The 12797-nt window shown below is 61.4% G+C and carries 10 protein-coding genes; 3 read left to right on the top strand and 7 right to left on the bottom strand.

Annotated features, from left to right (window positions below):
• Together trpB and ABYV89_RS08805 are read right to left on the bottom strand one after the other, a co-directional pair.
• Positions 1-1166: tryptophan synthase subunit beta (trpB, locus tag ABYV89_RS08810; protein ID WP_432822583.1), on the bottom strand; the 1166-nt coding region annotated here is incomplete at its 3' end.
• Positions 1159-1890, bottom strand: a complete 732-nt coding sequence (locus ABYV89_RS08805; protein ID WP_432822582.1) for a GntR family transcriptional regulator — start codon at positions 1888-1890, stop codon at positions 1159-1161. The genes ABYV89_RS08805 and trpB, both read right to left, overlap by 8 nt.
• Positions 1891-2078: 188 nt before the next feature.
• On the opposite strand from ABYV89_RS08805, the gene ABYV89_RS08800 reads away from it, so the two are divergent.
• Positions 2079-3440 carry a DUF2235 domain-containing protein gene (locus tag ABYV89_RS08800; RefSeq protein ID WP_432822581.1) on the top strand — a complete coding sequence of 454 codons (1362 nt, stop codon included), beginning with the start codon at positions 2079-2081 and terminating at the stop codon, positions 3438-3440.
• A 679-nt stretch (positions 3441-4119) separates the two neighbouring features.
• On the opposite strand, the gene ABYV89_RS08795 is transcribed toward ABYV89_RS08800, so the two are convergent.
• Positions 4120-5631, bottom strand: a complete 1512-nt coding sequence (locus ABYV89_RS08795) for an SDR family oxidoreductase (RefSeq protein WP_432822580.1) — start codon at positions 5629-5631, stop codon at positions 4120-4122.
• Between the two features lie 147 nt (positions 5632-5778).
• Here ABYV89_RS08795 and ABYV89_RS08790 point away from each other — a divergent pair, with 147 nt between their 5' ends.
• On the top strand, positions 5779-6729 hold the full coding sequence (locus ABYV89_RS08790) for a YbgA family protein (protein WP_432822579.1): 951 nt from the start codon (positions 5779-5781) through the stop codon (positions 6727-6729).
• Here the strand turns inward: ABYV89_RS08790 and ABYV89_RS08785 are convergent.
• Entirely contained in the window at positions 6720-7271 is a 552-nt protein-coding gene (locus ABYV89_RS08785; RefSeq protein ID WP_432822578.1) for a YaeQ family protein, read from the bottom strand. The two genes, ABYV89_RS08790 and ABYV89_RS08785, sit on opposite strands and share 10 nt — an antisense overlap.
• Before the next feature lie 202 nt (positions 7272-7473).
• Here ABYV89_RS08785 and ABYV89_RS08780 point away from each other — a divergent pair, with 202 nt between their 5' ends.
• Complete coding sequence (locus tag ABYV89_RS08780) at positions 7474-8475, top strand: hypothetical protein (RefSeq protein WP_432822577.1); 1002 nt, start codon at positions 7474-7476, stop codon at positions 8473-8475.
• A 470-nt stretch (positions 8476-8945) separates the two neighbouring features.
• On the opposite strand, the gene ABYV89_RS08775 is transcribed toward ABYV89_RS08780, so the two are convergent.
• The 3 genes from ABYV89_RS08775 to ABYV89_RS08765 all read right to left on the bottom strand — a co-directional run.
• Complete coding sequence (locus tag ABYV89_RS08775; protein WP_432822576.1) at positions 8946-10655, bottom strand: proton-conducting transporter transmembrane domain-containing protein; 1710 nt, start codon at positions 10653-10655, stop codon at positions 8946-8948.
• Entirely contained in the window at positions 10652-12151 is a 1500-nt protein-coding gene (locus ABYV89_RS08770) for a complex I subunit 5 family protein (protein WP_432822575.1), read from the bottom strand. The genes ABYV89_RS08775 and ABYV89_RS08770 overlap by 4 nt, the downstream gene beginning before the upstream one ends.
• A partial coding sequence (locus ABYV89_RS08765; RefSeq protein ID WP_432822574.1) for a proton-conducting transporter transmembrane domain-containing protein occupies positions 12148-12797 on the bottom strand: 650 nt, incomplete at its 5' end. The genes ABYV89_RS08765 and ABYV89_RS08770, both read right to left, overlap by 4 nt.

The raw sequence follows: 12797 nt of genomic DNA, 5'->3' as shown, positions 1-12797 counted from the left end.
GCGTCGGCCACGGTGAAGATGTCCTTATCGCCGCGCCCGGACTGGTTGATGATGATGATGTCGTCTTTGTCCATTTGCGGCGCCTCTTTGAAGGCCTGGGCGAAAGCGTGGGACGACTCGAGGGCCGGAATCAGCCCTTCTTTGCGCATGGTCAGGGCCAGGGCATCGATCACTTCGCGGTCGGTCGCCGCTTCGAAGCGGGCCCGGCCGGTGCTGTGCAGATGGGAGAGGATCGGCGAGACGCCGACGTAGTCGAGGCCGGCGGCGATGCTGTGGGTCTCCTGCATCTGGCCGTCGCCGTTTTGCAGGAAATAGGTCTTATAGCCCTGGGCCACGCCGATGCTGGCGTCCTTCGAAGCCAGTCGGGCGGCATGCAGTCCGGTGTCGATCCCCTTGCCGCCGGCTTCCACCCCGACCAGTTCCACCGGGTCGTCCATGAACCCCGAAAAAATTCCCATGGCGTTGGAACCGCCGCCGACGCAGGCGTAGACCCGTTTGGGCAGACGCACTTCGCGCGCCAGGATCTGCTGGCGCGCTTCCTTGCCGATGATTGACTGAAACCAGGTCACCATCTCGGGGAAGGGGTGGGGGCCGCAGGCGGTGCCGAGCACGTAGTGGGTGGTATCCATGTTCGAGACCCAGTCGCGGAACGCTTCATTGATGGCGTCCTTGAGGGTGCGCGAGCCGTCTTTCACCGGGATTACCGTGGCGCCCAGGCGTTCCATCCAGAAGACGTTGGGGCGCTGCCGCTCGACATCAACCTCGCCCATGTAGATGGTGCATTCCAGGCCGTAGCGGGCCGCCATGGTGGCGGTGGCGACGCCGTGCTGGCCGGCGCCGGTTTCGGCGATCACCCGCTTTTTCCCCATCCGCTTGACTAAAAGCCCCTGTCCCATGACGTTGTTGGCCTTGTGGGCACCGGTGTGGTTGAGGTCTTCGCGCTTGATGTAGATCCTCGCACCGCCGAAATGGCGGGTCAGGTTTTCGGCGAAAGTCAGCGGGGTGGCGCGGCAGGAGTAGGTCGACATGATCTCCTCGTACTCCTGCCAGAAACTCGGGTCGGCCTTGGCCGCGTCGAAGGCGGCCTCGAGCTCGTCGAAGGTGGCGCTGAGAATTTCGGGGACGAAGGCGCCGCCGAAGTCCGAAAAGTAGCCACGGTTATTCATGATTAAATCCTCCGAGGGTTTGGGAAAAGACGAACTGATCGGTCCGGCAGTAGAGGCGCGAGAAGAAGCCGCCCTCTTTCTGCGGAAAGTGCAGTAGCCGCTCAACCAGCAGCAGGGGGGTGTCGGTGGCGACTTCGAGCAGGCGGGCCCGCTTGTCATCGAGATAGCTGATGCGGAAGTTCTGCCGGCCGCCGGACGGGCGCAGATAAAAGTGCTCCGCCGCCACAGTCGACAAGGATTGGCCGGTCAGGTCGAGCCGGTCGAGGCCGGCGAAGAGCTCGGCGTCGAGGAACAGCTCTTCGAGCAGCACCGGCATCTTTTCGCCGCGGGTCAGGCGCGACAGCTGGTAGGCCTGGCGCCCGGCAAAGGGATTGCGCGTATCGCCAGCGACCGTCTGCAGCGCGGCGTTGCCGAGCAGACGGCTGTCCATGGCCAGCCCCTTTTTGCGAAAGGAGGCGCTGGTGCCGTCGAGGGAAAAGAGGTCGATTTCCTGGGGCGGTTCGCACACAAAGGTCCCCGAGCCGCGGCGGCGGCTGAGCAGCCCCTTGCGCACCAGTGAATCGATCGCCTGGCGCACCGTCGGCCGGCCGATGCCGTAGCTGGCGGCCAGCTGGTGTTCCGAGGGGATGCGGCTGCCCGGGGCGTAGGTGCCCGCGCGGATGCCGGCCGCCAGTTTCTCGGCAAGCTGATAGTAGAGCGGGGTGGGGGCCTGGGGGTTGAGCATAGTGAGGGTCCTGTTGATGTTTTGCAATGGCATATCCTAAGGGGATATGTGTAAAGTTGTCAAGACAAATTGCCGAATGGACCCACCCGGTTGCTTTCCGCCTCATTTGCATTAGTCTTGAGTCAACCCGATGCAAGTATCCGGTCTAGGGTGAAGGATCTTTCTAGCGCAAAAAGCGGGAGGACAAAATGGGCAAGAGAATCATCATCTGCTGCGACGGAACCTGGAACGAGCCGGAAGGCAAGAAAGAGGGGCGGCAGGTGCCGACCAACGTGCTCAAGCTGGTGCGCGCCATCGAACCGCGGGACAGCGAAAGCGGGATCGACCAGGTGGTCTATTACGGTCGCGGGGTGGGGGCCGGTACCATCGGTTTTGTCGACAAATACGCCGGTGGCGGCACCGGCCTGGGGATTTCCCGGAACATCCAGGACGCCTACCGGTTTCTCGCCAACAACTACGCCGAAAACGACGAAATTTTCTGCTTTGGCTTCAGTCGCGGGGCGTACACGGCCCGTTGCTTAAGCGGCATGCTCGATGCGGCCGGCCTGCTCGACAAGAGCGATATGGACCGCCTGCCCGATGCCTATGGCTATTACCGCACCCCGCCGGAGCAGCGGGAGGCCTCAAAATACAACCTGCGTCTGCGCGACCTGCCGCGAACTCGGCCGAAGATAAAATTCATGGGGGTCTGGGACACGGTCGGCGCCCTCGGCGCACCGACGCCGCTGCTCGGCAAGATTTCAAAAAAATTCTGGGTCGGCTTTCATAACGCTGCCCTGTCCGGTCTGATCGAAAACGCCTACCAGGCGCTGGCCGTCGACGAGCGCCGCGGACCGTTTGTCCCGGCCATCTGGGACAAGCGAACCGGGCAGAAAAACCTGCAGCAGGTCTGGTTTGCCGGGGTGCACAGCAACATCGGCGGCGGCTATCCGGACAGCGGTCTGTCGGATGTGGCCTTTTTGTGGATGATCAACCGGGCCATGGAGCATGGTCTGGTCTTTGATTCCCGTTACCTGGCCGACCGCAGCAAGGTCGCTCCCCAGGTCACCGGCCAGCTTGAAGACTCCTTCTCGCTGGGTTACAGGATGCTGCAGGCCCTGCGGGTTCCCCCCTGCATCCGGTCGATCGGCCAGAACATGGCGATGGGGGAAATGGTTCACGAGAGCGTCCTCAGGCGCCTGCTCACCCCCCACCTCAATTATCGCCCCGAAAATATCCTCGGCGAGGTCAAGGATCCCGCCACCCTCATCAGCAATGAAGGGCCGCGTCAATCCATCCGTATCGACGAATTGCCGCTGGCGGTGTTCTGCGAGCGCAAGGGGGTGCGCCGGGATTTCGGAGAAACTCCGGCGACCCTGACTCTCGAGGGGAACGTCGAGCTGGCCTGCCAGGTGTCCAACCACAGTGACGGCGGGGGGGTGATGCTGTCCGTGCCGCAGCCGCTCGAGCCGGGCACCGAGGGGATGCTCGAATACGGGCAGCTTGGCCGGCACAAGATCCGGGTGGTCTGGCGGCGGGAAAACCGGGTCGGGGTTGCTTTCGCGGCCTGAATTTTCGTGCTCAAGGGATTGAACAAGGAGAAGGCCCCGGGGATAGACGCGCCGGGGCCTTTTTCCATCGAAGACCGTTAAACAGTCGAATCTTGCCAACGGGAACAAAAGCAAAACCGACGGGTCGCGTCCCGCCAGACGCCTTGCTTTTTGTGAGAGCCGACAAAAAGGAAGCAAAAAACGGCTCCCTGCCGGGGGCATGAGGAGCACTAGCTCGGCTGGCTGCAAACGTAATCTCTGTTGTGTTGGGGACAACTTTGGTGCTTCGTCGCGCACCTGCCACCAGTGGTGGTGGCTTCAGCAGTATTCCGGGCTGAGCAAACACCGGGCTGCAGGGAAGTCAAAATCATGGAGAGCACAGATTTTAAGGTTTTACCAACAACTGGCAATTGCAGTAACGCTTGTATAAGCACTGTCGATGACGCCTCGACACGCGCTCGCGCACGGGGAGGTGCCACGAAGCAGTGACGGACTCATCATTTCTGACGGTGTTTGTACCTCTGCCATTGGCAACAGCGATGCCCCACGCCAGTGGAAAACGTTTTTTGCCTACGTTTTGACGTTTATCAAAAAGTAGGTCGCCTGTCGGGGCGAGTCCCGACGGTGTTGCTGTCAGTAAGGACCAGAACCAGCGGTCAAATAAGAGAAAGCACGATATCGCCTTAGCAAAAATGAACAGTCATCCATCCGTGGAGGAGATCCGCTCCGGCCCCTGAGTGACGCGGCCGCCGGCGCTGCGGGCGATGCCGCGGAGCATGCCGTTGAAGACATAGTTGTGGGCCGGGGCGATGGCGTACCAGTAGAGGATGCCGAGCAGGCCGCGGGGGCGGAAGCGGGCGCTCTGGGTGATGAGGGCGCCGCCGTCGTCACCGTCGATGCGGAATTCGAGCAGCGCTTCGCCCGGCACTTTCATTTCGGCCACCAGCAGCAGTCGCCGCGGCTTCTCGACTTCGGCGACTCGCCAGAAATCGACCGCATCGCCCGGGGAGAGGTCAACCGGGCAGCGCCGTCCCCGGCGCAGGCCGATGCCGCCTACCAGCTGGTCGAGCAGGCCGCGGATCCACCAGAGCCAATCGGCGTGATACCAGCCGGTCTTGCCGCCGATGCGCACCACCGCCTTCCAGGCTTCTTCCACGGGCGCATCCAGGCGCAGCCGGCGACTGTCATCGAAGTGGGTGCCGCCGGCCCAGGCCGGGTCGCCCGGATTGCTCCAGGCGGCGGGCGAGATAGCCCCGGCATCTCGCCAGCTGCTCTCGATCTGATGGCTGCGGGTTTCCTCAAGGGCGCGGCGGATCGCCTGGCGGCAGTCGAGCAGTTGCTGGGGAATCAGCTCGCGGATGCTGTGATCTTGGCAGACCACGGAATTGCGCAGCCCTTCTGCCAGGGGGCGGGCCAAAACGGCCGGGACCGGGGTCACCAGGTGGATCCAGTAGGAACTCAGGCGCGGCGTCAACACCGGCACCGGGATGATCAGCCGTTTGGCCAGCCCGGCCTCTTCGGCAAAGGTCCGCATCAGTTGGCGGTAGCTGACCACTTCAGGCTGGCCGATGTCGAGCACCCGGCCGGCCGTCTCATCACAGGCAAGGCAGCCGACCAGGTAGTAGAGCACATTCTCGATAGCGATCGGCTGACAGGGGGTGCCGACCCAGCGCGGCGTGATCATCACCGGCAGCCGCTCCACCAGGTAGCGCAGGATCTCGAAGGAGGCGCTCCCCGAGCCGATGATCATGGCCGCCCGCAGCACCGTCACCGGTACCTTGCCCGCGCGCAGCAGGCGCGCCACTTCGGCCCGCGAACGCAGGTGTTCACTGAGGGTTCCGTCCTCTTCGCCGAGGCCGCTTAGGTAGATTATCCGGGCCAGGCCGGCCGCTTCGGCGGCGGCCGCCATGTTGCCGGCGGCCACCCGGTCGGTGCGGGCAAAATCGCTGCTGGTCGGGTTCATCGAGTGGACCAGGTAGAAGGCGGCCTGGCAGCCCCGACAGGCGCTGAGCATGGAATCCCGGTCGAGCAGATCGCCCCGGACAATTTCGATATTTGGATCCGCTGCCCAGGGCCGGTCGCGCAGCTTGGCCGGCGTGCGGGCCAGCGCGCGGACCTTGTAGCCGGCCTGCAGCAGGCGGGGGATCAGGCGGGCGCCGATATAGCCGGTGGCGCCGGCGACCAAAACGGGAATCTGCTTGTCGTCAGCCATGGGTACTCCTTTCCTGCCAATTATTCCAGACTCTCAGGCGATTACAATCTCATGCGGCCTGGCGGATGATTTTTCGGGTAAACTTTTCCGAAACCGGATTGGTGCTAGACTTGAGCAGGTCAGGTGATTTTTCTGCGGAGGTGCAGTGTGGAAGGGAAACTACGGCTCGGTATCAGTTCATGCCTGCTCGGCGAGAAGGTCCGCTTCGATGGCGGCCACAAGCGCGACCCGTTCCTGGTCGAAACCCTCGGCCGCTACGTCGAATACGTTCCGGTCTGCCCCGAGGTTGAAATGGGCCTGTCGACGCCCCGAGAGGCGCTACGGCTGGTCGGCGATCCCGAGAAACCGCGGCTGGTCTTTTCCCGCAGCGGCGAAGACATCACCGGGCGGATGACTGCCTGGGCTCGGCGCAGGGTCGGCGAACTCGAATCGGAGAATCTCTGCGGGTTCATCTTTAAATCGCGTTCCCCCAGCAGCGGCATGGAGCGGGTCAAGCTTTACGATCGTAACGGGGTGCCGAAAAAAGAGGGTGTCGGCCTGTTCGCCCGGATTTTCATGGAGCATTTTCCCCTGTTGCCGGTCGAAGAAGATGGGCGGCTGCATGATCCCGGGCTGCGGGAGACCTTTATCGAGAGCATTTTCACCCTCAAACGCTGGCGGGAGACAGCGGGACGCCGCGGCACCCCCAGCGCCCTGGTCGATTTTCACACCCGGCACAAGCTGCTGATTCTCGCCCACAGCACCGAGTTGTACCGCGAAATGGGGAGGCTGGTGGCGCAAGGGGGGACGGTGCCGACATCGGTTCTCTACGAGGGATACCTCAAGCTGCTGATGAAAGCCCTGCATCTCAACGCCACGGTCAAGAAGAACGTCAATGTGCTGCAGCATATGCTCGGCTATTTCAAGCGGCAGTTAAGTGCCGATGAAAAGCAGGAGGCGCTGGAGGTGATCGGCCATTACCACCATGGGCTGGTCCCCCTGGTGGTCCCGCTGACCCTGATCAACCACTTTGTCCGCAAATACGGGGAGCCCTACCTTCAGCAGCAGGTCTATCTCAATCCCCATCCTCTCGAACTACGGCTGCGCAATCATTCCTGATCGATGGTTCCGGCGAGGAGGGTCAGCGAACTTTCGAGGGTTTCTTCGCCAATGCTCAGGTACAGGTTCCCTTCGGTGATGGTCAGGTCCCAGTTGATGGCGCGCTGCAGGCGGGCGACGATCTGCTGGAGAAAGTCGTAATCGATGCCGATAATCGTCAGGTTCGGTATGGCTAATAGCCGGGGGAGATGCTGGTTCTCCCAACGGTAACGGGCTGGGCCGTAGGCAAACAGAATGACCTTGGCGGCATGGCGGCTTGCTTTGAGCAGCCGCTCGGGATCGGGCTGGCCGACCTCGATCCAGGTGGTAACCCGGCCGTCCGGTCCCTTGATCCACAGGTCCGGTTCGTCGCCGGCGCAGATTCCCTTGGTAAAGGCCAGGTCCGGGTCGTATTGACAGGCATAGGCCAAAACCCGGGCGACCAGCCGCTCGGCGGTTTCCGAGGGATGGCGGGCAACGGTGGTCTGCAGTTTCTGGTACTGGTTGCGGTCGACATCCGAGAGTTGGACGCCGACCCGGTAGATGGTTGCCGGCAAAGCCATAAGTGGTGATCCTTTCGCTTCAATGGCGCTCAGCATACCCGGCCGCAGGGGGAAACGCCAGTATGAAAATTGACGGGGGCTGCAGCATCGCTAATGGCCGCAGAATAATCGGCGCACTTTTTGCTCGCAGAGGTTGACAGTCCCGCGATCTCCGGGGTAAAAAGTGAAAGGCAAATAATTTCAAATGCAAGGGGAGGGTTTCATGGCAGAAGATTCGTACCGCATCGTGTTTCGCGGAGAACTTGTCGAGGGGGTTTCCCGGGCTGAGGCCGAGGCCAACCTGGTATCCCGTTTCAAATACAGCGAAGCCGCGCTGGCCAAGCTTTTTACCGGCAAAGGGGTGGTTCTCAAGGGCGGCCTGGATCAGGCGACTGCCGAAAAATATGAAAAAGTTCTGGCCGGGGTTGGGCTGGTGTGCGAAATTGTTGCCCCTGAGACGATTGAAGTCGCCGACCCGGCTCAACCGTCTGCTGAAACTGAAGCTGAACCGGAAGTTCCGGCCGAGACGGTGGTCGCAGCACCTGGGCCGTTCGTTGAGCCGGCACCGGCCGCGTCAATGCCGGTTCAGGAAGAGATCGCTGAGCCTGCTGCTGCGGAGCCGCCTGAGCCTGCGGATGTGACCGAGGACGTCTTCGCGCCGGTAGCGACTGCACCCGAGGAAGCACCGGATGACGATGAGAGCTGGGCGCCTGTTGCGGCTCCTGTCGCGGCCGGGGATGTTTTTGAAACCGAGCAGGCTCCTGCCTCGGCCGCAGCCGAGGCCTCTTTTTTCGAAGAGTCGCCGGAAGTTGCCGGTTCCGTCACCGCCGTGGTTCTTGATATCCTGCAGAAAACCAAACCCTGGGTCCGCTTGATTTCCATTCTTCTGTTCATCAGTTCCGGCTTGGGGATGCTGGCGATTGCCGGTTTGCTGATCGTCAGTACGATGGGCGGCATGGGCCTTAATTCGGATACCCCGACCCTCCTGATGTTGTCGGTTCAGCTGGCAAGCTTGCTGCTGTACCTGATCCCTGCTTATTACCTGTTCAAGTACGCGTCCGCCATCGGAAACCTGCTCAAGGGAGGGGGGCAGCTTGAACTCGAAACGGCTCTGAATTATCAGAAATCCTTCTGGCGCTTTTCCGGCATCCTGGCCCTGATCCTTCTGGTCCTGATGGCTTTCGGTATACTGGCGGCCGTGCTGATACCATCATTGGTGGGTTAACCTGCAACGAACCTCTGACAAGATATTAAACAACGACGCCGACCTGAAAAGGTCGGCGTTGTCGTTTTCGGGGCGGCGGATTAGCGGGCGGGTTCAGGCAAGGCGGCAAATGGGGGAGACGCATCATGTAGCGGCTCGCACTTATAATCGCTCGGGCTTGCAATCATCGTGCATTTCGGTCCTGTTTATTTGATTTTATCGGTTCCCCGGGCTCACTTAGTTTGCAGCCATAGGTCCAGAAACCCAGGATTAGTACTGGATGCGGCAGGCTGGAGTTCCTAATGTGTACCGCATGTTCATGTGTGTTTATAACGCATTGTCTTTAACCGAAAGGCGACATCCGCCCGGCCTGTGATGCAATTAAACGAATTCACATTGTCGATACTCTGGATGGGGAAACGGGAGAATAGAACATTACACAAACAACCGCAGAAATCCCGGTGCCAAAACCATGCTCAGGAGCGGGAGGTTCATCCAATCGCGACCAGCGTGGCCATGAACAGACCCAACGCCGCCAGAATTACCAACGTCGTAGGCCAATGATTGAGGCGAGATTCGAATCGTCCGATGACCCGGCCCCAACCCATTCGAGACCACAGACGCTCCACCTGGGCCCTTCCTGCATCACGCCACAATTGTAGGCGCCTGTCGGCCAAGCGTCGACCGCGACGCAATGCCGCTGCCAGCCCGTTGCTGATGGGAACCAGCAGGGGGAGGTCGGGCAGGTGGGGCACACGCCGTTTGACGCTCAGCCAAGCCGCAAGAGAGGCGGCCATCATCATCAGGACGGGAAGCCCAAAATTGATAGGGGATAGTTCGACCAGGTTGTACGCCGCAGCCAGCAAGCCCGCTGCCGTCAGTCCCCCGGCCACCAGGTGGGCTGTTGCCGTGGGCGCTTGCATGGGTTGTTGCACGCCGTCCGGGGTTGTCTTCATGTCGAGAGAGCCATGGCTGGCTGGCTGGCTCAGCAACAGGCTGCGGACGACAAGAAAGGCTATGGCAGCCGTCGTCCAGGACATCTGTACTGTCGCAAAACCGTCGTCTTTCGACAAAAAAACAGTGACGGCCACGGGAACGGTCGCTAATTGCAACGCGGCGAGCCACTTTACTGCATGGGGCAGAGGATGCAACCATTTCGGGATGTTCCCGGCGGTACGCCGGTCGAGCAGCAGCAAGGCGGCCAGGGCGAATCCCGATTGGAGAATGGTAGCATGCGCCGCTTCGGCCATCCCAGACCAGGGCTGCGGGTGGAGTAAAACCGCCCCCAGCATCGCTACCCACAGGCCAGTCAGGGCTATGGCTGTGCAAGCCTGTACCGCGCGAGGATGGGCCTTCAATTGGCCAGCTAAGACCGCATACCCCAGCGTAAACCACGCAAGCCACTGCAGCACGACCCCCGCACCGGACCAGTGAATATCGCCAATTGGCAGTAGGCGCAACCAGCCCAGCAGCCCGGCACCAAGCATGAAGCTGACCAGCGCCGGGCGTACCGCCATCCCTGCGTTCACGAAGACCGGCGCCAGCCAGAAGTGAACCCCAACGACGCCAGCTTTGATTCCAAAGCCGACGATCAACAGGCCAAGCACCACCCCCCGGTAGTCGGTGTTCATCCAGGCTTGGCGAAGGGACATGAAATCAACGCTGCCCGCCGCTTGGCCCAGTATCAACAGCAGTTCGAACACCAGAAGATCGCTCAGCACGAGCAGCACCACCAGCACCCGGACCGCTGTCTGCAGTGATATATTGGCGTCGTGGACGAGTAGGCCGTACAGGGCATAGCCTGCCAGGGTGCCAGCAGCAAAGAACAACATGGCGTCGCCGGCAAGCGCTAAGCCAAATCCGCCCGCCATGGCTAGCAGCAGCAGAACAGCGAAGCGATTCGCTCCAGAGGTGTGCAACTGGGGACGCGCGAGCAACCCAGTCGCTAGCCAGAGGGTGGCACTCAGTAGCAGAAACACCCTCCCGGTGCCGTCAAGAACCAGCTCTCCGCCCAGCATGGTACCGTGGAGCTGAAGACCGATTTCGGGGAGCACTACCGCGGTCACCAGCGCCGGGAGCGCTGCCCAGGGTACAAGTCTCATGGGTACGGGGCGCGTGGTGCCGGAAGACACCGCCCCGGCCAACAGCAGTGGCCAAATCACCACAAGCAACAATGTCAGGGAGGCGATTACTTCACTCATGGCTGATAGAACTCCCGTGCCGCGATGATCTTCGCCCATCCTAGGGGACTGAAAGGCAGCGCCGCGAGCAGTCCCGCACCCAAGGCTATGGCGGCCGTTACCAACGGTGGAAGCAACAGCGCCCAAGCCGTCTCCTTACGGCCAAAATCGTGCTCCTCCGGCCAGGCGTCTGGAGGCGCCCGAAACCAGGCCGCCTGCAAAATGGGCAGGAAGTAGACGGCATTGAGCAGGCTGCTGCCAGCCAGCACGAAGATTACCCAGTCCTGGCCCGCCTCCAGCGCGCCCAAGCCCAGATACCATTTGCTGATGAATCCGGCAACAGGCGGCGCACCGATCATGCCGAAGGCCCCGACAGTAAACGCCGCCATAGTCCAAGGCATACGCCGGCCCACACCATTCATCTCGCTGACTTTTTTTATTCCCAGGGTTTCGGCCAGATTGCCCGCGCAGAAAAACAAGGTGATCTTCATAAAGCCCTGGTGCACCAGATGCACCACGCCGCCGATGGTCGCGACAGGTCCTGCGATGGCGACGCCCAGGGCGATATAGGATACCTGACTGACCGTAGAAAAGGCCAGTCTGCGCTTCAGGTCATTTTGAAACATGGCCAGCACCGAACCGTAGATGATTGTGAATGCCGCCAACCACGCCAAAGGGCTTAGCACTCCCAGCGCAGCGGCGAACTCCACCCCGAATACGTCATAGACCACGCGCACAATACCGAAGGCCCCGGCCTTCACCACCGCCACCGCATGCAGCAAGGCGCTGACTGGCGCCGGTGCGATCATGGCCTGTGGCAGCCAGCCGTGGAACGGTACCAGCGCCGCCTTCACCCCCAGTCCGGCGATCAGCAGGGCGAAAATCATTCTCAGAGCCGGACGATGCTCTTCGCTTAGACTATTAAGAAAACCCCGGGGAATAAATTCCAAAGTGCCCGTCAGTGTATAGAGCCACACCGTGCCCAACAATAGTAACGCGCCACCGAAAATGGTGTAGGCAAGATAGGACTGCCCGGCACGGCGGGCCATTTCCGTGCCGCGATGCACGACCAGCGGATAGGTGGACAGGGTCAACAGTTCGTAGAACAGCAGGAAGGTGATCAGGTTGCCAGCCAGGGCCACGCCGACGGTAGCGGTCACGCACAGGCTGAAAAAGCCAAAGAAGCGACCGCGATTCGGCGAGCCTTCCAGGTAGCCGATGGCGTAGACGGTAGTCACTAGCCAGAGCCCCGCAGACAGGACGAGAAAAAACAGCGACAGCGTGTCGGCTAGCAATACCAGTTCCAGGTCTGGGAGCAGTGCCAGCCGCGCTTCATAATGCTGTCCGTGGTAGACCCCCCACAGCATCCAGCCGACCAGTGCAATTTTAACCAGGGCCCCAGCCAGGTTGAGCACCGTGCGCAGGCGCACCCTCTCTTCCGCCAGACAGAAGATGATCAAACCCGGCAGCAGCGAGCTGGCAATTACCAGCAGGGGGACCCACGTATTCCAGTTCATGGCCTGACCTCACTGATGCCGAATGGGTCGCCGACCCCTATCAGGGACAACACGGCCGGCGCCAAAAAACCCAGCAAGACCGTGCCGACCGCCAGCAACAGCGCCGTCCATTCCAGACTGGCGGGAACCGCTCTCGACTCAGGCACGACATCGGCCTGGATGAAAGCATATCCCAACACCTTGAAGATATAGCCCGCCGCCAGCAAGCCGCCGATGATCATCACCGCCACAAGGTCCCAGCGTCCCTGCCTCAGGGCTGCTTCAAGCATCAGCCACTTGCCGATAAATCCCCCGCTCGGCGGCAGCCCCATGATACTCACCCCGGCCAAGGCAAAGGCGCCGGTGGTGAGCGGCAGTCGCTGCACCACCCGATCCAGATCGGCGATGCGGTCATGACCCCCAAAAAGTAACAGATTGCCGGCCGCCAGAAACATCGCCGCCTTCGCCAGGGCATGAGAGAGGGCCAGGTACGCGGCCGCGCTCCAGGCGGTGGCACTGGCAGTGACTGCCAGCGGAAAGGCCAGAAACAGGTAACCAAGTTGCGCTACGGTGGAATAGGCGATGAGCAGCTTCAGCCGAGTCTGGCGCAAGGCCTGCAGGGAGCCCCAAAGTATAGCCGCGGCACCGAGCAGGCCCAACAGTGATG

The sequence above is a fragment of the Trichloromonas sp. genome (assembly GCF_041583255.1).
Classification (GTDB): Bacteria; Desulfobacterota; Desulfuromonadia; order Desulfuromonadales; family Trichloromonadaceae; genus Trichloromonas.
The sequence above is the reverse complement of the archived record's forward strand: the minus strand, read 5'-3'. Positions and strand labels throughout refer to the sequence as shown.

Excerpts from the sequence above, each read along its gene's own strand:
- ABYV89_RS08805 (WP_432822582.1), bottom strand. The coding sequence starts at position 1,890 with ATGCTCAACCCCCAGGCCCCCACCCCGCTCTACTATCAGCTTGCCGAG.
- ABYV89_RS08800 (WP_432822581.1), top strand. The coding sequence starts at position 2,079 with ATGGGCAAGAGAATCATCATCTGCTGCGACGGAACCTGGAACGAGCCG.
- ABYV89_RS08795 (WP_432822580.1), bottom strand. The coding sequence starts at position 5,631 with ATGGCTGACGACAAGCAGATTCCCGTTTTGGTCGCCGGCGCCACCGGC.
- ABYV89_RS08785 (WP_432822578.1), bottom strand. The coding sequence starts at position 7,271 with ATGGCTTTGCCGGCAACCATCTACCGGGTCGGCGTCCAACTCTCGGAT.
- ABYV89_RS08780 (WP_432822577.1), top strand. The coding sequence starts at position 7,474 with ATGGCAGAAGATTCGTACCGCATCGTGTTTCGCGGAGAACTTGTCGAG.
- ABYV89_RS08775 (WP_432822576.1), bottom strand. The coding sequence starts at position 10,655 with ATGAGTGAAGTAATCGCCTCCCTGACATTGTTGCTTGTGGTGATTTGG.
- ABYV89_RS08770 (WP_432822575.1), bottom strand. The coding sequence starts at position 12,151 with ATGAACTGGAATACGTGGGTCCCCCTGCTGGTAATTGCCAGCTCGCTG.